Source organism: Desulfovibrio sp. TomC (assembly GCF_000801335.2).
Taxonomy (GTDB): domain Bacteria; phylum Desulfobacterota; class Desulfovibrionia; order Desulfovibrionales; family Desulfovibrionaceae; genus Solidesulfovibrio.
The window spans coordinates 1-22,550 of record NZ_JSEH01000030.1 but is presented as its reverse complement, the minus strand read 5'-3'; the positions used below and the strand labels follow the sequence as shown (position 1 = coordinate 22,550).

General features: G+C 58.5%; 21 protein-coding genes and 1 tRNA gene. 17 read left to right on the top strand and 5 right to left on the bottom strand.

What is annotated here, in order from left to right:
• Positions 1-271: 271 nt before the first annotated feature.
• From NY78_RS19775 to NY78_RS19760, 4 genes are all read right to left on the bottom strand, one after another.
• Positions 272-1,498 (bottom strand): replication-associated recombination protein A, encoded by a 1,227-nt coding sequence (locus NY78_RS19775; protein ID WP_043640036.1) that lies wholly within the window; start codon positions 1,496-1,498, stop codon positions 272-274.
• Between the two features lie 176 nt (positions 1,499-1,674).
• The gene (locus tag NY78_RS19770; protein ID WP_043640034.1) at positions 1,675-2,409 is read right to left on the bottom strand and encodes a 16S rRNA (uracil(1498)-N(3))-methyltransferase; all 735 of its coding nucleotides are present in this window, start codon (positions 2,407-2,409) and stop codon (positions 1,675-1,677) included.
• A 108-nt stretch (positions 2,410-2,517) separates the two neighbouring features.
• Positions 2,518-3,603 (bottom strand): glycine cleavage system aminomethyltransferase GcvT, encoded by a 1,086-nt coding sequence (gene gcvT / locus NY78_RS19765; RefSeq protein ID WP_043640105.1) that lies wholly within the window; start codon positions 3,601-3,603, stop codon positions 2,518-2,520.
• Between the two features lie 77 nt (positions 3,604-3,680).
• Positions 3,681-5,438: a hypothetical protein gene (locus NY78_RS19760; protein ID WP_043640032.1), complete on the bottom strand. Its 1,758-nt coding sequence runs from the start codon at positions 5,436-5,438 to the stop codon at positions 3,681-3,683.
• Between the two features lie 222 nt (positions 5,439-5,660).
• Here NY78_RS19760 and NY78_RS25810 point away from each other — a divergent pair, with 222 nt between their 5' ends.
• The 4 genes from NY78_RS25810 to NY78_RS19745 all read left to right on the top strand — a co-directional run bounded on the left by NY78_RS25810 (position 5,661) and on the right by NY78_RS19745 (position 8,676).
• The gene (locus tag NY78_RS25810; protein ID WP_269430881.1) at positions 5,661-5,786 is read left to right on the top strand and encodes a hypothetical protein; all 126 of its coding nucleotides are present in this window, start codon (positions 5,661-5,663) and stop codon (positions 5,784-5,786) included.
• A 5-nt stretch (positions 5,787-5,791) separates the two neighbouring features.
• A complete protein-coding gene (locus NY78_RS19755; protein WP_043640101.1) occupies positions 5,792-6,760 on the top strand; it encodes a GAF domain-containing protein in 969 nt (322 codons plus the stop codon).
• Positions 6,761-6,847: 87 nt separating this feature from the next.
• Positions 6,848-7,873, top strand: coding sequence for a rod shape-determining protein (locus tag NY78_RS19750; RefSeq protein WP_043640030.1), 1,026 nt, complete (start codon positions 6,848-6,850; stop codon positions 7,871-7,873).
• Between the two features lie 20 nt (positions 7,874-7,893).
• Positions 7,894-8,676, top strand: coding sequence for an inositol monophosphatase family protein (locus NY78_RS19745; RefSeq protein WP_043640029.1), 783 nt, complete (start codon positions 7,894-7,896; stop codon positions 8,674-8,676).
• A gap of 306 nt (positions 8,677-8,982) precedes the next feature.
• Here NY78_RS19745 and NY78_RS19740 read toward each other — a convergent pair whose 3' ends face one another.
• Positions 8,983-9,519, bottom strand: coding sequence for an NUDIX hydrolase (locus NY78_RS19740; protein WP_043640026.1), 537 nt, complete (start codon positions 9,517-9,519; stop codon positions 8,983-8,985).
• A 47-nt stretch (positions 9,520-9,566) separates the two neighbouring features.
• On the opposite strand from NY78_RS19740, the gene rimI reads away from it, so the two are divergent.
• The 13 genes from rimI (at position 9,567) to NY78_RS19680 (ending at position 22,224) form a co-directional block, all read left to right on the top strand.
• The gene (gene rimI / locus NY78_RS19735) at positions 9,567-10,058 is read left to right on the top strand and encodes a ribosomal protein S18-alanine N-acetyltransferase (protein ID WP_043640024.1); all 492 of its coding nucleotides are present in this window, start codon (positions 9,567-9,569) and stop codon (positions 10,056-10,058) included.
• A gap of 18 nt (positions 10,059-10,076) precedes the next feature.
• The gene (locus NY78_RS19730) at positions 10,077-11,279 is read left to right on the top strand and encodes a phosphoglycerate kinase (protein WP_043640022.1); all 1,203 of its coding nucleotides are present in this window, start codon (positions 10,077-10,079) and stop codon (positions 11,277-11,279) included.
• Positions 11,276-12,031 carry a triose-phosphate isomerase gene (gene tpiA, locus NY78_RS19725; protein ID WP_043640020.1) on the top strand — a complete coding sequence of 252 codons (756 nt, stop codon included), beginning with the start codon at positions 11,276-11,278 and terminating at the stop codon, positions 12,029-12,031. The genes NY78_RS19730 and tpiA overlap by 4 nt, the downstream gene beginning before the upstream one ends.
• 42 nt (positions 12,032-12,073) lie before the next feature.
• Positions 12,074-12,466 (top strand): preprotein translocase subunit SecG, encoded by a 393-nt coding sequence (secG, locus tag NY78_RS19720; protein ID WP_043640018.1) that lies wholly within the window; start codon positions 12,074-12,076, stop codon positions 12,464-12,466.
• 10 nt (positions 12,467-12,476) lie between these two features.
• Positions 12,477-12,562, top strand: a tRNA-Leu gene (locus NY78_RS19715).
• Between the two features lie 155 nt (positions 12,563-12,717).
• On the top strand, positions 12,718-14,610 hold the full coding sequence (locus NY78_RS19710) for a site-specific integrase (protein ID WP_082140116.1): 1,893 nt from the start codon (positions 12,718-12,720) through the stop codon (positions 14,608-14,610).
• A 154-nt stretch (positions 14,611-14,764) separates the two neighbouring features.
• Positions 14,765-15,484: an ERF family protein gene (locus NY78_RS19705; RefSeq protein ID WP_043640016.1), complete on the top strand. Its 720-nt coding sequence runs from the start codon at positions 14,765-14,767 to the stop codon at positions 15,482-15,484.
• Between the two features lie 73 nt (positions 15,485-15,557).
• Positions 15,558-16,811: a hypothetical protein gene (locus tag NY78_RS19700; RefSeq protein WP_047960305.1), complete on the top strand. Its 1,254-nt coding sequence runs from the start codon at positions 15,558-15,560 to the stop codon at positions 16,809-16,811.
• A 12-nt stretch (positions 16,812-16,823) separates the two neighbouring features.
• Positions 16,824-17,801 (top strand): AAA family ATPase, encoded by a 978-nt coding sequence (locus NY78_RS19695; RefSeq protein WP_156181016.1) that lies wholly within the window; start codon positions 16,824-16,826, stop codon positions 17,799-17,801.
• A gap of 26 nt (positions 17,802-17,827) precedes the next feature.
• Positions 17,828-18,877 carry a DUF3150 domain-containing protein gene (locus NY78_RS19690; protein WP_156181014.1) on the top strand — a complete coding sequence of 350 codons (1,050 nt, stop codon included), beginning with the start codon at positions 17,828-17,830 and terminating at the stop codon, positions 18,875-18,877.
• 5 nt (positions 18,878-18,882) lie between these two features.
• Positions 18,883-20,595, top strand: coding sequence for a cobaltochelatase CobT-related protein (locus NY78_RS19685; RefSeq protein ID WP_043640015.1), 1,713 nt, complete (start codon positions 18,883-18,885; stop codon positions 20,593-20,595).
• Between the two features lie 335 nt (positions 20,596-20,930).
• Positions 20,931-21,086: a hypothetical protein gene (locus tag NY78_RS24895; RefSeq protein WP_156181010.1), complete on the top strand. Its 156-nt coding sequence runs from the start codon at positions 20,931-20,933 to the stop codon at positions 21,084-21,086.
• 85 nt (positions 21,087-21,171) lie between these two features.
• On the top strand, positions 21,172-22,224 hold the full coding sequence (locus NY78_RS19680; RefSeq protein ID WP_043640014.1) for a hypothetical protein: 1,053 nt from the start codon (positions 21,172-21,174) through the stop codon (positions 22,222-22,224).
• Positions 22,225-22,550: the final 326 nt, after the last annotated feature.

Sequence of the window (22,550 nt, the reverse complement as noted above, 5' to 3'; positions counted from 1 at the left end):
CCACCGTCTCCGTCGGTAGGGGCCGGGCCGGCGGGGGCCGCTGGCTTGGCCGGGTGGGGGAAGGGCCGGCGTTGCGCCTGGGCGCTGTCGGCCTTTCCGGGAGCGTTGGCCGGTTGTTCAACCGTGCCGCCGCGAAAACAATAGTTTTTTTTGGCAATCGGGACAAGCGCGGGCAGTGGTGACTTTTGACCTGTCAGGGGGGCTTTTGTGTCCCACATGTTCCCTTTGCCGGGCAATCCGGCCGATTTGGGGGCAGTTCCCCGGACAGGGGTCAGGACTGGCGTCGTCGCAGCCGGGCCAGCCGGGCGGCCAAACGGGGTTCCAGGCCCTGGTCCTTGGCCGTGTAGAACTGACGGCCGGCCAGCTCTTCGGGCAGATAGTCCTGTTCCACCCAGGCGTCGGGATAGGCGTGGGGATACTTGTACCCTTTGCCGAACCCCCATTCCTTCTGCATCCGGGTGGAGGGGTTGCGCAGATGGAGCGGCACCGGCTTGACTCCGGACTGCATGATGTCTTTTTTGGCGGCCAGATAGGCGGCGTAGGTGGAATTGCTTTTGGGAGCCAGGGCCAGATAGACCACGGTCTGGGCCAGGGGAATAAAGCCCTCGGGCATCCCGATGCGCTCCACGGCCTCGGCCGCCGAGACGGCCAGGGGCAGGGCCATGGGATCGGCCAGGCCAATATCCTCCGAGGCCGAGATCATCAGCCGGCGACAGCAAAAGCGCGGGTCCTCGCCGGATTCCAGCATACAGGCCAGATAGTAGAGCGCCGCATCCGGGTCGCTGCCCCGGATGGATTTGATCATGGCCGATGCCAGCTCATAGTGGGAATCGCCGTCGCGGTCGCCCCGGGCCATGGCCTCGGGCAGGTGCTTGCGCAGTTCGTCCGGGGCGCGCTTGTCCTCGGGCAGGGCGGCGGTGAATTCCACCAGATTTAAGAGCGTGCGCCCGTCCCCGGACGACAGCATGGCTATGGATTCCAGGCTCTCCCGGGGCAACTCCATGCCGGCCTCTCTGGCCCCGCGCTCGGCCAGGACCATGAGCTGGGGATGGGTGAGCGGTCCCAGGCGCAGGACGTGGAGCCGGGACAGGAGCTGGCGGGTGATGGAAAAGGACGGATTTTCCGTGGTGGTGGCGAGCAGCACGATCTCGCCAGTCTCAAGGATTGGCAGAAAAAAGTCCTGCTGCGCTTTGGAAAACCGGTGCAGTTCGTCCAGGATAAGGATTTCCTTGCCCTTTATCAGTTCACGCAGGGCAGCCAGCCCGGCTTCCGGGGCGCTCACCCGCACGTACGGCCGGCCCTTGGTCCGGGCCAGGATAAGGGCGAGCGTGGACTTGCCGCAGCCCGGCGGGCCAAAAAGGAGCAGGCTCGGCAGCCGGGGGCCGGCCAGCATGGTGTTGAGGCGCGAGATGACGTGGGCTTGGCCCACGAACTCATCAAGGGTGGCCGGGCGGATGCGCTCGGCCAGGGGGCGTTTTTCGTTTCCGAGCAAATCCATGGAACCTGCCTGTGCAGTTTTCGCCGGGGAGAAGCCTCCGGCGGCCAAAAGGGGTGATGACCCTCTGGAATTTTGATCTAATTTCGGAAGATCGGCCTCAATCCTGAGGTTGGTCGTCACAGGAGTGCATTCTTGGCAACGCCCGTTTCAGTCCCTGAGAAGACCTTGCGTGACCGTCAGCCACGGTCAGGGCGGGCGACCAAGCCAATGGCCAAAACGGCCAGGGCGGCGGTCTCCCAGCGCAGCACGCGGCTTCCAAGGGTTGCCGGCACAAAGCCGGCGTTTACAAACAGGCTGGCCTCGGCATCGGTCAGGCCGCCTTCGGGACCAACTACGCACAGGGTGTCGCCCGGTTCGGCCAGATCAGCCGGGAGCAGGGGGCGCGACACGGCCGGGTCTTCCCACAACAGGAAGCGCCGAACCCAGGCTGGTTCCGGGGCGACGGCCAGGGCGGCGGCTCCGCCTGGGAAAAGGGCTATGCCGGGCAGCCGGGCTGCGCCGCACTGCTTGGCGGCGGCAATGAGCGTGGCGGTCCAGGCCTCCTTGGGGGCGTCCGGCATTTTGCCCTGGGAGTGTTCGGCCTGCCAGAAGACAATGCCGGCGGCCCCCAGTTCCACGGCCTTTTCCAGGAAAAAGTCGCGCCGGGCCGAGCGGGAAAAGCCGGCAGCCAGATGCAGGCGACGCTCTGGCCGCGGGGTTTCGTCAATGGAAATGGGCTCAAGATCGACGCAGCTGCGGGAGATGGCCGTGATGGTGAAAAGCCCGTCGCGTCCCAGGCCGTCAAAGGCGCGCACTACCTCGCCGGGCCGCTTGCGCAGCACCTTGGCGCAGTGGTTGGCCTCGCCGCCGGTCAGGGCAAAAGGCGCGGCAAAGGCCTCGGGCGGGAGGAAAAAGGCGTCGGGTCGGCCCATGATCGAATGGTCCTTGGCTTGGTGCAGCGGTTGGCGGTGTGCGCCGGGAGCAGGGAAAAAGCCGGGAGGATATGCCGTCCCCCCGGCCGTGTGATCGCTGCGCGGCGTTTAGACCACAGCCTTTCTGGCCGTGCCGTTTTTGTAAAAGGGCAGGGGGCGCTTGCTGGCCGGCAGTTCGGTGCGGGCGGCCTTGACCACAAAGTCCTTGGCCTCGGCTGCGGCGGCGTCCACATAGGCCAGGGCCACGGCATGGCCCAGGCTCGGGGCGAAGGATGCGCTGGTCACCACGCCGACGGTCTTGCCGGCCTTGTCCAGGACCACGTCGCCATGCCGGGCGCTGCGCCGGCCGGGAATCTCCAGGCCGATCAGCTTCTGGCGAAGGCCGGCCGCCTTGCCCTTGCCGACGTACTCGGCCGGTGAGGTGAGCAGCCAACCGTAGCCGGCCTCGGCCGGGGTGTGCTCCTCGTCGAGGTCCTGGCCATAGAGGGGATAGCCCATCTCCAGGCGGATGGTGTCGCGCGCGCCAAGGCCAGCCGGGGCCACGCGCGGATCGGCGGCCAACGCCTCCCACAGGGCCACGGCCTGCTCGGCCGGCAGGAACAGTTCATAGCCAAGCTCGCCGGTATAGCCGGTGCGGCTGACCATGAGCTTTGCCCCCTGGAACTCCGTCCAGATGAAGTTGAAATATTTGAGTCCGGCAAAGTCGCCCGGCACCCGGTCGCGCAGCACCTCAAAGGCGAGAGGGCCCTGCAGGTCGATCTTCGCGGTCTGGGGCGAGATGTCCTTGAAATCCGATCCGGCCGGCAGGCGGCTTTTGATCGTCTCAAAATCAATGGCGATGCGCGAGCCGTTGACCACCAGCATGTACTCATCCACGCCCAGGCAATAGATGATGAGATCGTCGATGACCCCGCCGGCTTCGTTTAACAGGAAGCCGTAGCGGCATTTCCCCGGGGCCAGGGTGGCCAGATCATGGGTCACCGCCTTGCCCAGCGCCTCGGCTGCGCCGGCTCCGGCCAGAAGGAATTCGCCCATGTGGCAGATGTCGAAAATGGCGGCCTTGGCGCGGGTCTGTTCGTGCTCGGCCAGGATGGAGACATATTGCACCGGCATGTCAAAGCCGGCGAAGGGAACCATTTTGGCTCCGTGGCTGCGGTTCCAATCGGTGAGGGGAGTGGGGGTGGGGTTTTCCACGGTCACATGCTCCGGGTAGTCGGAAGCGGGCTTCCGATGTCAGGGGTGGTACGGCGGCGATACACCCGGCCGTCAGGTCAGCTTTGCGCCACCAGCGGCAGGACGATGCCCTGTTCCTTTTTAGCCTTGCGGATGGACCGGAACTCGTCGAGCAGGGCCACGAGCCGGCTGTAGGTTTTTTTCACGGACAAACCGTAGGGGGACAGATCCAGATCCTTTTTGCGGATGTAATGGCGAAGCAGATAGCTGTCGTTTAAAATCATGTCGCCAAGGGACAGGACGCGTTCCACCAGGGCGTCAAAGTAGTTGACGATCTCGAATTTGAGGTCGTTTAATATCTCGGTAAAAAGCGTCAGCATCCGGAGGTAGGACAGCCGTTCGCCCTTGTAGTTGCGATCCTGGAGGTCTTCGAGCAGCTTCACCTTGCGGGCCTGCTGGATGTAACTGTATTTACTCCAGACTTCCTGATAGATGTCGCGCATATTGCTGAAGTCGTCGTAGTGGTCTGCGGAAAGCAGGTAGTTGTCGAGCACCTTGACGACATTGGAATAGAACTCGTCGGAATAGCCGATGATGCGGCGTTGATGCTTGGACAGCCAGGCGTAGAGAAATTTGAGCTTTTTCTCGTGGGTGTCGGTATTTTCCACGATCTCGTTGCGTTTGTAGACGATGCGGCCGGAATATTCGCCGCGCACGATGTCGTTTAAGCGCAAGAAGAGGCTGTAGGTGTCCTTGACCAGATTGAGCCTGTAATAGCTTTTGCCGGTCACGGGGTGGATGACTTCCTGGGAGGCCACGGACAAGGCCCGGTCCTGGCGCACGTTGTTGGGGTCGAACTTGTGCTGGCGGTAGACCACCCGGGTGATGGCCACCCGGCGGTCGGGGTCAATGAAAAAGCCGGCTTCGTGCAGGGCCTTGACCGCTTCGGTCTGGGTCTTGTCCACGGCGACCAGGGCGATTTTCTCGACCCGGGGATAAAAGCGTGCCTCGGGATGGGAATACAGTGTGGTGATGGTGCGATCGGTCTGGCCGAGCACCCGCACCATGAACTTCTCGCCCATGCGGAAAAGCCGCCGTGCGAAAAGGGCCGAGGAGGTGCGCCGTTCGGACACGATGGGGAAGCCGTAGAGCTCCATCAGAAACTGATAGACAAAACTCCGGTGGCGCTCGTAGCGGCGGTCGTCGCCCACCACGAATTTCTTGATATTCAGGCCAAACCGCTTGAGTTCGGTGTCGAGGTAGGACGGGAACGAGCAGTAGACGCCGGAGAGATAGAAGTCGCTCTGGCTGTCCATGGACAGGACATGGGCCCGGTCCATCTGGAGGATGGTGGGCAGGAGCGCGGCGTAGTTTTCCAGACTCGTCACGTCGGTCTCGGAAAATTCGTGCCTGAAGGCGTCCTGGCTGGATTTGGCCAGGCGGGCGCAAAACGTGCGCATGTTTTGGCCGAAAATGGAACTCTCAAGCGGGCACTGATCGCGGTAGGTCTCGTCGGTGTAGTCGAGCAGGCAGTGCAGGATGTCGTACTGGAAAATTTCCTGGAAGTATTTCAGCGGCCTGGCCACGGCCACCATGGAAAATCCAGGGAGTTCCTTGTATTCGTATGCATCGGCTTCAAAAGACGGCAACAGTTCGCGGAAATCCACGACCGGATAGTTGGCATGTTCAAAATAGGGTTTGAGCAGGCATTGCTTGATATGGACCCAGTCGAGAAAACGGCGCAGATCGGGCAGGGTCTGGACGCGCAGAATCTCGCCTTCCCGGGGGCGGTGTTCGCCCTGAAGGAATGCAGTCTCGGGAACCTGGGAAAAGGCGGTCGTCCAGTCAAACGTCATGGCCGCTCCATGGGCGGGTTGCAGGGGGCGGGCGGCAACTTCCACCGCCGAAAACCACTCTATAGCCTAATATCAATTTATGATAAAGTCCTTCCGGGTCTTCCCGCCCAGAGGCCTTTCCCCTCTGCTCGGCCCCCTGTCCGGTCCGGTTTGACGGCAGAGGCCTTGCCTCGTAAGATGGACAGCAGTTTTAAAGCCGTTGCCGAGAGAGGGAGTATGATCATGGACCATGCCTGTCCGACAGGCCCCCTTGCGGGGGAGCGCGTCGTCCTGCCCCCGGTCCATGTGGCCGTGACCGGAGATTGGAGCAGCGTTGTCGTCGACGCCACCCTGGGCCGGATATGTTGACCCAGATGCCGGATACTCCCTTTTACGAGCAGTTGCTGGCCATTGTCGGCAATGTTTTCGATGCCTATTCCGCTGTCCTTTTCCTGCCCGAGGCCGATTCTGAAGTCTGCCGGGCGGCGGCAGCCTTCAGCCTGGGCGAAGCGCTTAACCGCGAGGCCGCCATCGCTCCGGGCCAGGGGCTGGTGGGCTGGATCATTCGGGAGAAAAAACCGCTACTCATCAGCAACTTTGACCAGCACCGCGGCGTCCTTGGCTATTACCGGGGCGGCGAAGAGGAACGCATCCGGGCCTTTATGGGCTTTCCCGTGGCGGCAACCGGGGGGGCGCTTTGCCTGGACAGCCGCAAGACCTATACCTTCGGGGAAAAGGACCTTAAAATCCTGTCCCAGTTCGCCGAACTGGCCGGGAACCATCTGGCCCGATCCCGGGAAGTGGCCCAAAGCCTAGTCGAACACGGATTCTATCAGGCCCAGCGCCGCATCGCCACTCTGCACAAGACCTATCCCAAATGGTCGGCCTTCCGTTCGGGTTTGTTGGCGATGTTGTCCGAAGCCACCGGGTTTCGTCACGCCATCCTGACCGTGCGCGACGAATCGGGCCGTTCCTATTTTCTGGAAGGAGCCAACGAAAGCCCGTTTAACGGCAGCCGCGAGGTTCCGACACGGTTTTCCGTCGGCCAGGGTCTGGTGGGCTGGGTGTTTAAAAACCAGACGCCGGTCTATACCGGGGAGAAGGACGAGGCCAGCCGGCTGCCGCTTTTCGGGCTCGACGTGCCCACCATTGATTGCAAAAGTGTCATCTGCCTGCCCATCCATTTTTCCAAAAAGACCCGGGGCGTGCTCACCCTGGCCGACCCCAGGCCCCTGCCCATCACCGAGGAACTGAAGTCCTTTGTCGGCATGGTGTCGGAAAGCTTGGCGCTTTTTCTGGAAAACCTGCATCTGCGCACTCGTCTTGGCAGCCCTTCGGCGTAGACTTTTTCGTCGCAGCCATCTACGATGGCCCAATTGTCGGGAAGTGGGCCATTATCCTGGGTTTCGAACGCCAACGCGAGTGTGGGCATGCTTTTCAAGAATTTCTTTCGTTTTCTCGGCAAAGACCTGGCCATGGACCTCGGTACGGCCAATACCTTGCTGTACACCTCGGCCGACGGCATTGTCCTGGCCGAACCGTCGGTGGTGGCCATCGACACCCGCAGCGGCGAACTGATTGCCGTCGGCGCCGAAGCCAAGGAATACCTTGGCCGCACCCCGGAACGCATCCGGGCCATCCGGCCTATGAAAGACGGCGTCATTGCCGACTTCGACGTCACCCGGGCCATGATCGCCTTTTTCGTGCGCAAGGTCCTGGCCGGCTTCCGGTTTGCCAAGCCCAAGATGGTCATCTGTGTGCCCACCGGCATCACCCAGGTGGAAAAACGCGCCGTTATCGAGTCGGCCCAGCTGGCTGGGGCGCGCGACGTCAAGCTCGTGGAGGAACCCATGGCCGCGGCCATCGGGGCCGGGCTGCCCATCGACCGGCCTTCGGGAAACATGGTCGTGGACATCGGCGGCGGCACCACCGAAGTGGCCGTCATCTCCCTCTCGGCCATTGCCTATGCCGAATCCGTGCGGGTGGCCGGCGACGAACTCAACGAAACCATCCAGCGTTTTGTGCAGGATGAATTTCAGGTGCTCATCGGCGAGAACATGGCCGAAGAGATCAAGATCCGCATCGGCTCGGCCATGCCCCTGCCTGAACCGCGCTCCATGGAAGTTGCCGGCAAGTCGCTGATCGACGGCACGCCGACCACCGTCACCGTCACCGACGCCCTCGTGCGCGAGGCCATCCGCGAACCGGTCAACATCATTGTCAGCGCCGTCAGGAAGGCTCTGGAAAAGACGCCGCCCGAGCTTGTGGCCGACATCGCCCGAAACGGCCTGCTGCTGGCCGGCGGCGGGGCGCTTTTGGCCGGCCTTGACGAGCGCATCAGCCAGGACACCAACCTGTCCGTGCTCCTGGATGACGATCCCCTGACGACGGTCGTGCGCGGCACCGGCCGGGCCATGAGCGACCGAGTGCGCTTCAAAGACGTTTTTATCAACTGATCGGCGCGCACGAGGGAGCCATGACCCAGGCGACACAGGAACTTTTGGACCGGACCCGGGCCGCCGTCGCCCTGGCCGGAGAGCGCATCCGGGCCGATTTCGGTATGCCCCGGGACGTGCGCCGCAAGGGGCGCATCGATCTGGTCACGGCCACGGATCTGGCTGTGGAAGACATGCTCAAGGAGTCGCTTGCCCGCCTTGTGCCCGAAGCGGCTTTCCTGGCCGAGGAAACTGCCGCCGGTACTGTCCTGTCCGGCCTCACCTGGATTATCGATCCCCTGGACGGCACCACCAACTTCGCCCACGGCTTTCCCTTTGTCTGCACCTCGGTGGCTCTCTATGACGGACAAACCCCGCTTGTCGGCTGCGTCAACGCCCCGATGCTTGGCCAGTGCTTCACGGCCGGCCAGGGACTTGGGGCTTATTTAAACGATGCCCCCATCCATGTTTCCGCCACGGACAGCCTTGAGGCGGCCCTGGTGGCCACGGGGTTTCCGTATGCCATTCGTGAAAATCTCGATGAGATCATGGCCGATATGCGGGGGGTGCTGGACGCAACCCAGGGCTTCCGGCGGCCTGGTTCGGCGGCCCTGGATCTGGCCTATGTGGCGGCCGGGGGCTTTGAGGCTTTCTACGAGGTGGCGCTCAATCCCTGGGATGTGGCCGCCGGAGTGTTGCTGGTGACCGAGGCCGGCGGCCGGGTGGGGAGCTATCGGCCGGCTGGCCCCTACGCCCTGGGGGATTTCCGCATCCTGGCCAGCAATGGGGTTTTGCACGAGGCCATGCTGGCCCTATTCGACTGATCTTTTCCCTTTGCGCCCGGGGTTTCTCCGCCCGCCAGAGTCCTGCCAACAGGCTGGCGTTTCCCAGCCAGCGAAGAACGCGCTTTTCTTGCCAGGGGACCGTGGGAACCATCGCCTCGCACATCGGGGCAACCTTGATCCCCGGCAACCGCCCGTTGCGACTGTAGATCCAGGCCCATCTTTTCGTGCGCAACTTCCGCCCATCGACTTGGCAACGCCCCCCGGTCATAACAAACGAACCCCAGGTGGGATTCCAAAGGGGTCACCCCTTTGGCCGCCGGAGGCCTCTTCCTCCTTTCTCTGTGGCTACAAAGCGTGTGGAAACAACGTCCGTTTCTCGTAGAAATGCACCACGGCCGGCGTCAGCCAATCGCGGTAGTCCCGCACCAGGGCGGCCAGCTCGGCTGTGTCCACGAACATGCCGCCGGCCACCTCGTCGGGGTTGGGGCGGGGTTGTTCGCTGGTGCGCCCGGCGTTGTAGAGCGTGACGAATTCATAAGCCGTCTCCCGGCTGGCCGGGGCGGCGTCGAGGAGGGTCAGGGAGGACGCGGCCAGTCCCAGCTCCTCGGCCAATTCCCGGGCGGCGGCCTCGGTTCGGGCTTCGCCGGCCCGGACATGGCCGGTGGCCGAGAGGTCGAAGCGTCCCGGATAGAGACTCTTGTTTGCTCCACGCTTTTGCAGGTAGAGCCGTCCCTCGGGATCAAAGACCAGCACCATGACCGAGCGGTGGAAAAGTCCTTGGCGATGGACCTCGGTTAAGGGCATGACCATGAGCGGGCGGTCGTTTTGGTCAACGACGTCCACGTACTCGACCTGAGGCGCTGTCTGTGTCTTTTTCACCATCTGCCGCCACCTCCTGCAGGCGGCCATATTGCCAGGGGATCGAGGAAATGCAACCGCAGCCGCCTTTTTCCGATCCGGTGCGCCTTGGGCCGGCTGACGCCGCTCTCCTGGCCGGACTCGAAGCCCGCGCCTTTCCCGATGCCTGGGACGAGGCCGCCTTTGTCGCCGCCCTGGCCCGCCCGGTCTTTGCTGCCTTCGGCATCCGCCAGGAGAACGGTCTTGCCGCCTACGCCACCTTTCATTTTCTGGGTGAGGAATTTGAAGTCGTCAATATCGCTACCGATCCCGGGCTGCGCGGGCGGGGAATGGCTTCACGTCTCCTCGGCCATGTCTTGCAACATACCGATAAAGCAGGCATGAATCAGGGGTATCTGGAAGTGCGCGCCGGCAATGTCCCGGCCAAAAAATTGTACCTTCGCCACGGCTTTGCCGTGGTCGGCGTGCGAAAACGCTATTATGCCGACAACGGGGAGGATGCCCTGATCATGGTCCGGTTCGCCGGGCAGGAACAGGCCGTCAGTTCGCCAACCCATTACTGAAAGCGCCAAGGAGCACCCATGGCCCTTACCCGCATCGATACGATCGACATCGCTGGCAAAAAATTGCTGATCCGCGTGGATTACAACGTGCCGCTGCAGGGCGACGTCATCACCGACGATCTGCGCATCCGGGCGAGCCTGCCGACCATCGAATATGCCCTGTCCAAGGGTTGCTCGCTTATTTTGTGCTCCCACCTCGGCAAGGCCAAGGGCGCGCCTGATCCCAAGTACTCCCTGGCCCCGACGGCCAAGCGCCTTTCGGAACTCCTTGAGCGTAAGGTGGGCATGGCCCCGGATTGCCTGGGCGAGGCCACCCGGGCCATGGCCGCCGCGCTCAAGCCCGGCGAGATCCTCATGCTTGAGAATCTGCGCTTCCATCCGGGGGAGACCGCCGGTGACATGGACTTTGCCAAGGAAGTCATGTCCATGGCCGAAATCTACGTCTGCGACGCCTTTGGCACGGCCCACCGGCCCCATGCCTCCATGGTGGCCTTTGCCCAGGTGGCTTCCAAATGTTGCGCCGGGTTCCTGCTCATGAAGGAATGGCAGTTCCTGGGCGAGGCCGTGGAATCCCCGACGCGCCCCTTTGTGGCCGTTTCCGGCGGGGCCAAGGTGTCGTCCAAACTCGGGGTGCTCAAGAATCTCTTGTCCAAGGTCGACGCCATGTGCATCGGCGGGGCCATGGCCAACACCTTCCTGGCGGCCATGGGCTACGGCGTGGGCAAGTCCCTGGTTGAGCCGGAGCTCTACGGCGCGGCCCTGGAAATCATGGACGAGGCCAAAAAACGCGGTGTGGGCTTCTATCTGCCCGTGGACTTCATTATTTCCAAGGACGCCGGCAAGCCCATCAATGAGATGCAGCCGGCCGGGCAGGTCCCCTTTGCCGCCATTCCCGAGGACGCCGTGGTCCTGGACATCGGCCCGGTAACGGCCGGCCTGTTTGCCCTGGTCCTGGACCCGGCCAAGACTGTGGTTTGGAATGGCCCCATGGGTGCGTTTGAAAATCCCGCCTTTGCCCAGGGTTCCTATACCGTGGCCCACATCGTGGCCGGGGTGCGGGGCCTTTCCATCGTCGGCGGCGGCGATACCGACGTGGTGGTACACCAGGCCGGGCTGGCGGATAAGATGGCCTTTATATCCACTGGCGGCGGCGCGTCCCTGGAATTTCTCGAAGGCAAGGAACTCCCTGCCTTTAAAGCCCTCAAGGAGTGCCAATCATGAAAAAGCTGATGGCAGCCAACTGGAAGATGTACAAGCTTCAGGGGGAGGCCGCGACCACGGCTGCCGATCTGGCGGCGCGTCTGGCCGGCAAGCTTCCGGCGGATCGCGAGGTGCTGCTCATCCCGCCTTATACCGCGCTTTGCGGTGTGGCTGGGGTCATTGCCCAAGCGGCAGGCTTTGCGCTTGGGGCGCAGAACTTCTATCCGTCGAAGCAGGGGGCCTTTACCGGCGAGATCGCGCCGGAAATGCTTACTGACGCCGGCTGTCGCTATGCCCTGGCCGGGCACAGCGAGCGGCGTCATATTCTGGGTGAAGACGACGCCATGGTTGGGCGCAAGGTCGCCTTCGGGCTGACCTCGGGCTTGTCCATGATTCTGTGTGTCGGCGAAAAGGTTGAGGAACGCCAGGCCGGGGAGCTTGAAGCGGTGCTGGAGCGCCAGCTGACGGCCGGACTGGCCGAGGTGCCGGACGATGTTGCGCCCGAGGCCCTGGCTGTCGCCTATGAGCCGGTGTGGGCCATTGGCACGGGTCTTACGGCCGGGCCTGAAGAAGTAGCTGGCGCGCACGCGGCGGTGCGAGGTTTTCTGGTCCGACGCTTCGGGGTGGTGGGGGAGAAAATCCGCATTCTGTATGGCGGCAGCGTGAAGCCGGGCAATGCCGGTCAGATTTTAGGGATTGACAATGTCGACGGAGTGCTGGTAGGTGGCGCAAGCCTTGACGCTGAGAGCTTTGCGGCGATTGTGACAGCTTAAAGAACTCGCGGCCATGTCCGTGAAAATAACGGGAAAAAACAGTTGACAACTCTCATCATTACTGTACATGTACTCGCCTGCGTGGCGGTCATCATCCTGGTCCTGCTTCAGTCTGGCAAGGAAGGCATGGGGGTGATCTTCGGCGGCGGCAGCCAATCCGTCTTCGGCAGCACAGGTGCCGGCGGGTTGCTGGTCAAGTTGACCGCGCTTTTTGGAGCGATCTTTATTATTACTTCGCTTGTCTTTAACGTCCATTCCAGTTCGCACCGCCGTCAGGCCAAATCGGTCATGATGGATGCGAGCGGCGCGCCGGTACAGATTCCGGCGGCTGTGGATGGCGCAGGCAAGGATGCGGAACCCAAGAAGGGCGTCACCTTCGAAGAGGTTCCCGCGCCGGGAGCGAATGCTCCGGCCGGTGGGGCAGCGAAGCAGTAAGTCCATATTTGCCGAAGTGGTGGAACTGGTAGACACGCCATCTTGAGGGGGTGGTGGGCTATGCTCGTGGGGGTTCGAGTCCCCCCTTCGGCACCATTTTGAGGGGGTTGCAGCTAACCGGCTGCAACCCCTTCTTTTTTTGTCCTACAGGTTGTGGCTAGGCTTCAAAAAGCTCTGTGTTTTCCCCCTGTTCACCAAAAGGGGTCAAAGCGCGGGGTCAAACATGCCGCATAGCGGCGTGGGCCGCAGCCATGTCACAAGCCAGCGCATCACTTCAGAGCCGAAGGGAAGCACTCTCACCCCCACGGCCAGCTTCACGAGCATCCCGCGCCGATTCCCTGCCGGAAGGGCGATCCATCCGACGTTCATCGCCGACCTACCTTTACCTCAAAGGAAATCTTTACTATTTTCGATATGCTTTTCCAAAGGCATGTCGTGATCTGCTGGGTCATGCTGAAATTCGCATCAGCTTGCAGACGGGGTATGTCCGGGAGGCTCGGCATCGAGCTTCTGGCTTATATGCCATGTTGCTAAAGCTCATTGGGGGTGGAGTGTTGGACTATCAAGAACTTCGAGCGCAGCTTGCACAATGGTTGGCAGAATTGCTGGACGAACCTGATAAGAAGCCAATTTCTCAAAAGGTAATTCGAGAAAGACTGAATGGCTATCTTCGGGCTCTGCTTGAGAAAGATGATATCCAAATTCATCCTCGGAAAGGTGTGAGTGGGCCTGGGATTAACTTGACGAGCGGACAACTCTCGGCTTGTTATGCTAATATGCTGACTCGTCTCGTTGATAACCCAGAGTCATTGGTTGATAGTGCGGTGGATTGCATCCCGCATCTGATAGATGAAGGAGTTTTTAAGCCAGAGGAAATTTCTGCTGAAAATATTTTGCAAATATCCAAAGCACATATGAAAATTCAAGTTACGAATCATAAGGTGCAGGCGGCGCGAGCCAATGGAGACTACCTCACGGAGCAAGCAATTTTTGCTGCGCCTTATGAGCCGTATCCTCCCGTTGTTGATGAAGCAGTTGTTCAGAAGGACCAGTCTGATATCGTTAGGAAGGAATTATTGTCTGAATTTATTGAAAAGTACATTCAAACAAAACTTTCTGATGGAGCCTGGAAAGATCACGGTGTTGCAGATCATAGGGGGAGGCTCGTTAACTTGGTAGAAATCCTGGGGGACAAGGTTGTCTCTGATGTTTCACGAGATGATATGCGCCATTTTCGGGATGTCTTGCGTAAGTTGCCCCCGAATAGGACAAAGCTAAAGGAATATAAGGGCAAAACAATCAACGATATTCTGGAAATGAACCCGACACGCGCACTCAGTGTCAAGACAGTGAATGTGATCGTTGAAACAGCGTCCAGCATGTTTGATTGGGGTGTGAGGGAAAGTCTTTTGTCCCAGAATCCAGCGAAAGGGCTTTCCATTAAAGATGATAGGCAAGAAATTGGTCTGCGTGATGCTTTTTCACCAGAGGATCTTCAAAAGATTTTTGCAAGCGACAATTATGTGAAGGGAAATTTTAAGCACCCTTCATTTTTTTGGGCTCCGCTTATAGGTGTCTACACGGGTATGCGTCTTGAAGAGGTGTGCCAACTTGAGTGCGACGACATATATGAGTCCGAGACAGCAGGGGTCTGGGTCATAGATATCAATGTCAAACCATCTCGTGATGAAAAAGTTCATAAATTGTTGAAGAATAAGAATTCAGCGCGCATCATTCCTGTTCATCAAGACTTGATTCAGATTGGGCTACTTGAATACCGAGGCAATCTCAAGAAGCGCGGAGATGAAAGATTGTTTTCGGAATTGCAAAAGACAGAGTCGTCACCGAAGTATGGAAAGCAACCCGGAAAGTCATTTGGGAAATTGGTCAGGTCATTGGCGCTTGGTGGGAACAAGACCTTCCATTCGCTAAGGCATTCCTTCAGTGATTTCTTTAAAGTGAAAGGGCTGCATAATGATATCTTTCGACAGATATTCGGGCACGAAATACCGGGTCTGGCCGGAAGGCAGTATGGTTCAAAATTTGATGCCTTGACGTGTTATAGCGAAATTGTGTCAAAAATAGACTACGGCATTGACATCTCTGAGGTTAATTCCAAGCCATATTTAAAAGGTTCTGTCTAGCGTGATTTTTTTTGTTATCATGCGTATATCTGTTGATTGATGTGTGTCGTTCAAATTGTTTTAAATATATATTATTGATTTGAAGGATGCATTTTTATCCGAGCAAACGCTCATTTAAGCCAACATAGAGAACTTTTAAGCCCATAGGTGCTCAATGGAAAGCTATCAATCAACAGAAATTTCAGAATTGGCCAAGGCCCTCATTAATGTGCAACGAACAATTCAGCCTGCGATCAAGGATGCTACCAATCCTTTTGTTCACAATCGGTACGCGACACTCAACAGTGTTATGGATTCCTGCCGCGAAGCGCTTCTGGGCAACAGCATTTGGATGACGCAATTCCCGGTCCCGGCCGAACCTGGGTATCTGGGGTTGGTCACGAAGCTGACCCACGCCGAATCCGGCCAATGGCAATCTTCGTTGGCGGTGGTTCCATTACCCAAGGCAGATCCGCAAGGCATGGGCAGTGCCATGACGTATGCTCGGCGGTACGCGCTAAGCGCCATGTTAGGCATCGTCACGGACGATGATGATGGCGAAGATGCAAAAATGTCCACGAAAACGGCCAGTCCTTCCAGAAGCCCGCAAAATGCCCCTCTGGCGCACAAAGGCACACCTTCCGATGTTCGCCCTGGCCAGGTCGATAAAAACGCCTCAAAACCGAAGCACGCCGTTTCGACCCCATTGCCGAACGCTGAGCTGACCCTGCCCCGGATCGATGGCATCACCTACCAGACCGTGTCTGCCCAGGATGGCCGGCCCTGCGTCGTGGCTACGGGCAATACGGCTGCCAAAAAAGAACTCCTTTCCGGGGCTGGTTTCAAGTGGAACCCGCAACGCAAAATGTGGTGGATGTATGCCGATGTATCCTGATTTCGCACTGCAAATCCGTACTTAAGAGGGCTGCCCCAAAAGGGTAGCCCTCTTCATTTGTGGAGGCTACCCCATGTCCCAAACCGCATCACTTAGTCCGGACCCAGCCACGGCCTTGTTGTCCGTCCTCGCCCAAGGCTTGCAGCGACACGCCAAGAGCGCCACGGCGGCGACACTCGGTGACCGCAGTCGCTACATTGGCCTCAGCGACATCGGCCGTGGCCTGGATTGCCTCAGGGCCACCGTGGCGGGCAAACTCCCTGCCGCCAATTCTCCTTTCCCACAGTCGAACCTTGCCCAGGCTGCCACCCTTTCCCGGCAACTGACCCTGCAACGGGGACATTGCTTTGAAAGCCTGGTCGGCCAAGCCCTGGCGGCGCACCGGCTCAATACGCTCCACCAACTCGAAATTGACGTTGTGCACCAGGGCACACCCATCAAAGCCCATCTCGATTTTGTCCTGGTGAGCGATGCCCCTGTGCCCACAGTGCGCATCCTGGAATGCAAAAGCACCAAACGGCTGCCGGAAACGCTCTATGCTTACTACGAATCCCAAGTCTATGGCCAGGTCGGCTTACTCAAGGCGGCCTGGAATACCCCGGCGTTTCATCTGCGGGATCCGACCGGCACGGTCCTCCACGCTGGGTTAACCTTCCCGGAATTGTGCCAGGCGCAATTCGGCATCACCCTGCCGACCAACTCCAATCAGGTCGACCTGAAAGCCTGGGTGCTGTGCCTGTCCATGACAGACGCCAAGGTCTTTGGCCCCTACCGACCCCACCAAGCCATGCTGAGCCTCTGCCTCAAGACGGCAGGCACGATCTGGCAGCAGCTTCAGGATTGCCTGACAGGCAAGAGCGTCATCGACAGCCTGCCGACAGCCACCGGTTGCCATCCGCTCTGTGCCTTTTGTGACTGGAATGCCGATTGCCCGAAATTCGACGGCCCTGATCAACCTGGCTGGGAGGTGGATCTTCAAGAACTGGTTTCACTCAAGGCCAGCCGAAGCACCCTGGAGGAAGCCATTCAGGAAAAGGAAGCGGCCATCAAGGCTGCTTACGCTCGCACACCGACCAAGGGGGGCTGGATCCATGCCGGGACCTATCGCTTTAAAGTCGCCCAACAAGCCGGACGCCGCACCTTGGATAAGGACAAGCTCCGGCTGGAACTCATCGGCCTCACCGGTTCGCATGACGACGCGGACCAACTGCTCGCTCGGTGCGAATCACAGGGCCAGCCCTTTGACCGCCTAACTATCAGTCCGATCAACCAAAAACGCACGGCCACCCCGCAACGGGTGGCCGCTTCGTTTCAAACCCCGAAATGATGGAGACAGCCCATGCACGATAGCCTGTCTGAACTGAGCCTCCTTGCGCCAACCGAGCTGGACGCCGGCCAGGTGTTTAGCGGTACGCCGTCCGGTAAACCCGTCCAGGGATTTGCCGCGCCGTGCGCCTACACGCCCACACCGTCCCCGGACTACATCTTTCACGAATCCAGCCGGGACATCATTGTCTGGTTTTTGGAACGCAGCGACCCGCTCTACGTGTTTGGCCCAACCGGTTCCGGCAAGACCTCGCTGATTAAGGAACTGGCAGCCCGGCTCAATTATCCAGTCTTCGAGGTGACCGGCCACGGGCGGTTGGAGTTTGCCGATTTGGCCGGCCATTTGGCAGTGCGCCAGGGCAACATGGAATACGCCTATGGTCCCCTGACCCTAGCCATGCGTCATGGCGGGCTTTTTCTGCTCAACGAAATCGACCTGGTCAGTCCGGACGTGGCGGCCGGCTGCAACGGCATCCTGGATGGCCAGCCTTTGTGCCTGGCTGAGAACAGCGGGGAACTCATTACGCCGCATCCGCTCTTTCGGTTCGTGGCCACGGCCAATACCAACGGCTCGTTTGACGAAACCGGTCTCTACCAGGGAACCCTCCAGCAGAACCTGGCCTTCATGGACCGTTTCTGGCTGTGCGAAGTCGGCTACCCCGATTCCCAAGCGGAATTGACCCTGCTTGAAGGCAGGGCAGCTATTCTGCCGGGTGATGTCCGAACCCGCATGGTGAACTTTGCCAATGAAGTCCGCCGGCTTTTCGTGGGCGAGGCGGCCGGCGAAATCACCAAGACCATTGAAGTGACCTTCTCCACCCGCACCTTGCTGCGCTGGGCCGATCTGACCGTGCGCTTCCAGCCCCTGGCCAACCAAGGCATCCAGCCGGTGACCTATGCCCTGGATCGAGCCCTCGGCTACCGGGCCAGCCGGGAAACCCGGGCCTTGCTGCACGAACTGGCTCAGCGAATCTTTCCGCTGACTGTATAAATTCAAACAACCAATGGGAGATAGCGATGGATACTCCGATTCTCTCCGACATCCGGGTGCTGGACAACCTCTTGGCCGTCAACCTCAACATCACCCTGTGGTCTGCCCGCAAAAAGCTGACGCTCGAAGACTTCGGCCACGTGGATTTGCCGCCGGAAGACCTGGCGACCCTTGGCAGCAAGCGCATCGCGCCGCCGGAAAGCCTGCGCATCTTCGGCACGCTCAAGGCCAGGGCTTTCAATTTCCTGGACCGGCATGGCATCCGTTTTCTGGGGGGCTGGGCCATCCCCGAAGACAAGGCCACGGACATCATCCAAGAACTTTGTGCCCTGCGCGATGAATTCGCTGCCCAAAAGGAAGCGTTCCTCGCGGAGTACGATGCGCTTATTCAGGCCTGGATCGCCAAGCACGCGGATTGGGCCAATCTGATCGCCAATTCCACGGTGGGGAGCGACTATGTCCGCGCCCGCCTGGGGTTTTCCTGGCAGCTGTACAAGGTGGCTCCGCTCATGGCTCATCCCGATGCCGAGACCATGGTCGAGTCCGGTTTATATGAGGAAGTGGAGGGATTAGCCGGTACGCTTTTCACCGAGATCGCCAAGTTTGCCGATGAGACTTGGCGCAAAGTGTACGCGGGCAAGACCGAAGTGACCCACAAGGCGCTGTCGCCGCTTCGCACCATGTACCACAAGCTCATGGGCCTGACCTTTGTCGAGCCCCACGTGGCTCCGGTGACGGAGATCCTCCAAATGGCGCTTTCGCGTCTGCCCAAGAAGGGCACCATCGTGGGGACCGACCTCCTCATGCTCCAAGGCTTGGTCTGCCTCCTGCGGGATCCTGATGCCCTGATTGAGCACAGCCAGCAGGTGATCGAGGGCTACGGCCCGGCCACGGTGCTCGATTCGATCCTGCGTGCGCCCATGGCTCCTACGTTTGCTGAACACGGTCCGGTCGAGATCACCGGGCTCCTGGACGTGGACGAGGGTGATGATCCGGAACTGGCGGAGATTACGGATCCCACGGCGCGTCCGTGCCCTGGGCCGCGCGTGCAGATCCCCAGCATGGGGCTGTGGTGAGCGCCATGCTGCCCATCCGCCATGTCATGCGGTCTCTGCCGCTTTTGGCCGCTGTGCTCGGTGATGCGTATGGCGTCGAAGTCGTCATCGGCGGCGATTCGGCCCACACCGATGGGAAAACCATCCATCTGCCGGCCCTGCCTCTGGAGGGTGACGCGACAGCGCTGGCCTTGGCCCGGGGGCTTCTGGATCACGAGGCCGCCCACATTCGGGAGACGGATTTCGAGGCCTTGCGCCATTGGCGTTCGACGCCGTTTGCCCATCACATCTGGAATTCGCTGGAGGATTGGCGGGTGGAAAAACGACTGGCCGATCTCTTCCCAGGGTGTCGCCAGAATTTCAGGTGGCTCATCGAACATTACTTCACAGGGACAGCAGCCAGGGCCGGGGACACAAACCCGGCCCTATCCATTTTAAACGCCATCCTGCTCACGGTACGCGCTTGGGACGGCCCTGGCGTCCAGGCCAACCGGGACGCGGAAATCAAGGAGGTCGACCGTGCCTTTCCAGGGCTTTGGCCGCGCATCCAGGCCGTCCTGGAAAAGGCTGGGGCTGAGTGCCGCAGCACCCAGGATGCCATCCGGTTGGCGGAGGCAATCGTCACCCTGGTGGAGCAAGAAAGGACCCGGCAACAGGGGACCGGTTGCCGTGAGGAGGAGGGGAGGTGTGATCCATCGTGCGAATCAGAAGGCCAACCCGAATTGGCAGCGGAGGAGGAACAAAGAGCATCCCAAGCGGAAGCGGACCAGACCGATAAGCAAGGGCAATCAGGGCAGCAGGAAGGTGGAGTCGAGTCTGACAGTGCGTCTGCGCGCAATGCGACTGAGTGTGTGACGGCAGCGGCTAGGGATTCGCTGACAGAGTTGCTGGAGGCTTCTGTACCGACGGATTGGCCACAGCACCTGGGGGAGCGGTTGTCGCAATCGCTTCGTGAGCATCCGACCGTGCCAGCGGACCACGGTCTGACCGTGGCTCGTCTTGGCCACAAGCCAGCACGAGCGTTAGGGGCAGCGGAGCGAAAGATATGTGGTGAGGCGTCGGTTGCCCTGCGCACGCGCTTGTATCGGTTGCTCCAGTCCAGTCAGCTGGTGCGCAGTCAGCTAGGCCGGCGCGGCAGGTTGGATACCAAGCGATTGCACGGTCTGGCGGTGGGCGATGCACGGGTGTTTCTCAAGCTCAGCCAGAAAACGGCCATCAGCACAGTTGTGCATATTCTCGTCGATAGCAGCGGGTCCATGTCCGGAGCGCCGATCAGACTGGCATCACAGGCCTGCTACGCCGTAGCGACGGCCTTGGAACGGATCAAAGGGGTCAATGTGGCAGTCTCAGCCTTTCCAGCCGGGACAGCGCATGATGGCGTCACCGTGGCCCCGCTCATTGAGCATGGGCAGCGGGTTAACGGCAATCTCGATATCCAGGCCGAAGGGTATACGCCATTGGCGCAGGCGCTGTGGTGGGTGCTTCAACGCATGGTCCTCTTGCCGGAGAGGCGAAAGATCATCCTGCTCCTGACTGACGGTGAACCGGATTCCGTTCCTGCCGCACAAAACGTCCTGAAAACCGCCCAGGATCAAAGTTTTGAAATCTACGCGGTGGGCATCCAGTCAACGGCCATCGCCTCCTTGTTGCCGACATCAAGTAAGACCATCAGCACGTTGGGCGAGTTGGCTCCGGTCATGTTTGATCTGTTGCAACAGGCTTTGATCAGTAAAGGCTAAAGGAGAGGAGTATGAACCATCGGCTAGCCTGTCATGGATGTGTGTATATGAGATGTAATGGTAGTTTTGTGGTGCCATGTTGGTTTGTAAGAAGCTGTAGGTGGAGTCGTGATTCAATTCTGAAATGAGCTGTTCCGTTCGTTGCGGAATAAACCTTCAGTTTTGTTATTAAGTAAAGGAGGTTGAATATGAATTATTTGCCGTGGCTGCCTGTCGTCATTGCGTTGCTTGAAATTGTCAAAAATCAAATGGAGGATTAGGGGTGCACCGAGATCGTGTGTGGAAAGGCTAAGGCGGGAAGTTCGGCTTGCTTTTAAACCTGGAAGGAGAGAAAGATGAGCAAAATAGGATACTTTACTGTGGGCTGGTTGGCTGGGGCGGCAACGGTGGTCACGGCCGCTCTCATTGCGGATGCAATGGAACAGTCTGACACATTTTTGGGGGAAGATGAAGGCAATAGGGAGGTTGAGATAGAAGATCATTCGAACTAGGAGAAAAGATCTCTATGTAGTGGAGGGCGGGAGTTCTAAGCAAAGCTCCCGCCGAGGGAATAGGTTTTAGTTTTGGAGGACGTGGATGATTAAGAATCTTGAAAATGCGTCTAAGGCTGCAACTCAAAAACAGTTTTGGATGGCTGAATATTGCAAGAGGAAGTTTTTCAAAGAAAATGCGCATCGAATAGAAAGCATCCAGTCAGATGTTGACGGCATACTTGATGAGTTGGATTCTTTTTTTTGTAAATATCCTGAGGGTAAGAAGATAGTTTGGGATAGGTCCTTGCAGTATTTCCAGACGTGTTTTTGCATGGAGTATTTTGGTGATACAGGTACTCCATTGTTCATTAACACATTGAACGTTCGAGATTTGTTTTGTGTAGAAAATTTCTCGAAGTCAGTTTCGGCCAAAATGAAAGAGATCATGTATATATCGATGGAGTATGGTTATTTTGTCGAAGACCTTTTGTCCTGTTGGGATATGACAAAGATTATAGAAAAAATAAGAGATGGAGTTGAACTTCCAGATCCTCCTCTTTTTCATGTAAACAAGAATTATCACTGCGAACTGGACGAGAAGGCTTTGACATTATTAAGAGCCAATCCGAATTCAAACAATAAAAAAATTTTCATACAAGAAAATCTTTGGCTTCAATGCCATAAAGAACAAAACAAATATTACGAACATGGGCATTTTGCAAAAATTTGTGGAATGACATTGTATCCTGATTTTATAATATCTGGACAAGCTCTATCTGAAAATTTTGATTTTGAAATTGCTGTCAAAGAAATAAAAGATCATATCGCTTGGGTAATTTATGAAGAAAAAACTAAAAAAAACATAAAGTTGACCGACGCAGAAGAAAAAGCTGTGGTTGACATGTATGAGCGGATGGCCTTGGGCGAATATGGCGTCACGTATGCCAGCGCAAGAGCAATCGGCTTGTGGGTTTATGACTATGTGATCAAACATGTTTGTTCTGGCTCGAAAGCAATTGATAAACTTAAAAAACTTGGATTAGACATCGAACATACATCTAGTCAAAAGAGGACATTGGAACGAATTTTTAAAAATGCAAAGGAATGCATAGCTAAAGGACAGGTGTTGGCGTTGAATCCAAAATTTAAATCATAGATTGCGGTGAACTGGGATTGGGGTCGATTGTCTGAGCAATCTGCTCCCGCTCCGCCGTGTGTGCCTCGTCAATCGTCAGTGAACTGAGCTTTTTCTTCGCCCCATCTGAGAGGTTTTCGGCTTAAAAAGTATTAAATATTAAGGTCTTATATTTTTTATGAAGCCTGTGATGATACTGCGACACGCTTTGTGCCTAAAAGGTGTCGTAGTCAATCGATCTTAGGGCATGCAATTAGGGAGCGTCCTGAGGGGTGCTCCCTTTTCTTTGGGGGGGGAACTCCAGTTTTAGTTCGGCTGCGCTGTTTGAGAGGTTTAACATCAGAGAT

What these genes read in the sequence shown, in the direction of transcription:
- NY78_RS19730 (WP_043640022.1), top strand. Translation starts at nt 10,077, where the DNA reads ATGGCCCTTACCCGCATCGATACGATCGACATCGCTGGCAAAAAATTG.
- NY78_RS24895 (WP_156181010.1), top strand. Translation starts at nt 20,931, where the DNA reads ATGAGCAAAATAGGATACTTTACTGTGGGCTGGTTGGCTGGGGCGGCA.
- NY78_RS19705 (WP_043640016.1), top strand. Translation starts at nt 14,765, where the DNA reads ATGGAAAGCTATCAATCAACAGAAATTTCAGAATTGGCCAAGGCCCTC.
- NY78_RS25810 (WP_269430881.1), top strand. Translation starts at nt 5,661, where the DNA reads ATGGACCATGCCTGTCCGACAGGCCCCCTTGCGGGGGAGCGCGTCGTC.
- NY78_RS19755 (WP_043640101.1), top strand. Translation starts at nt 5,792, where the DNA reads ATGCCGGATACTCCCTTTTACGAGCAGTTGCTGGCCATTGTCGGCAAT.
- NY78_RS19685 (WP_043640015.1), top strand. Translation starts at nt 18,883, where the DNA reads ATGCTGCCCATCCGCCATGTCATGCGGTCTCTGCCGCTTTTGGCCGCT.
- NY78_RS19750 (WP_043640030.1), top strand. Translation starts at nt 6,848, where the DNA reads ATGCTTTTCAAGAATTTCTTTCGTTTTCTCGGCAAAGACCTGGCCATG.
- NY78_RS19680 (WP_043640014.1), top strand. Translation starts at nt 21,172, where the DNA reads ATGATTAAGAATCTTGAAAATGCGTCTAAGGCTGCAACTCAAAAACAG.
- rimI (WP_043640024.1), top strand. Translation starts at nt 9,567, where the DNA reads ATGCAACCGCAGCCGCCTTTTTCCGATCCGGTGCGCCTTGGGCCGGCT.
- NY78_RS19740 (WP_043640026.1), bottom strand. Translation starts at nt 9,519, where the DNA reads ATGGTGAAAAAGACACAGACAGCGCCTCAGGTCGAGTACGTGGACGTC.
- NY78_RS19760 (WP_043640032.1), bottom strand. Translation starts at nt 5,438, where the DNA reads ATGACGTTTGACTGGACGACCGCCTTTTCCCAGGTTCCCGAGACTGCA.
- NY78_RS19690 (WP_156181014.1), top strand. Translation starts at nt 17,828, where the DNA reads ATGGATACTCCGATTCTCTCCGACATCCGGGTGCTGGACAACCTCTTG.
- tpiA (WP_043640020.1), top strand. Translation starts at nt 11,276, where the DNA reads ATGAAAAAGCTGATGGCAGCCAACTGGAAGATGTACAAGCTTCAGGGG.
- NY78_RS19770 (WP_043640034.1), bottom strand. Translation starts at nt 2,409, where the DNA reads ATGGGCCGACCCGACGCCTTTTTCCTCCCGCCCGAGGCCTTTGCCGCG.
- NY78_RS19710 (WP_082140116.1), top strand. Translation starts at nt 12,718, where the DNA reads ATGTCACAAGCCAGCGCATCACTTCAGAGCCGAAGGGAAGCACTCTCA.
- NY78_RS19695 (WP_156181016.1), top strand. Translation starts at nt 16,824, where the DNA reads ATGCACGATAGCCTGTCTGAACTGAGCCTCCTTGCGCCAACCGAGCTG.
- NY78_RS19745 (WP_043640029.1), top strand. Translation starts at nt 7,894, where the DNA reads ATGACCCAGGCGACACAGGAACTTTTGGACCGGACCCGGGCCGCCGTC.
- NY78_RS19775 (WP_043640036.1), bottom strand. Translation starts at nt 1,498, where the DNA reads ATGGATTTGCTCGGAAACGAAAAACGCCCCCTGGCCGAGCGCATCCGC.
- NY78_RS19700 (WP_047960305.1), top strand. Translation starts at nt 15,558, where the DNA reads ATGTCCCAAACCGCATCACTTAGTCCGGACCCAGCCACGGCCTTGTTG.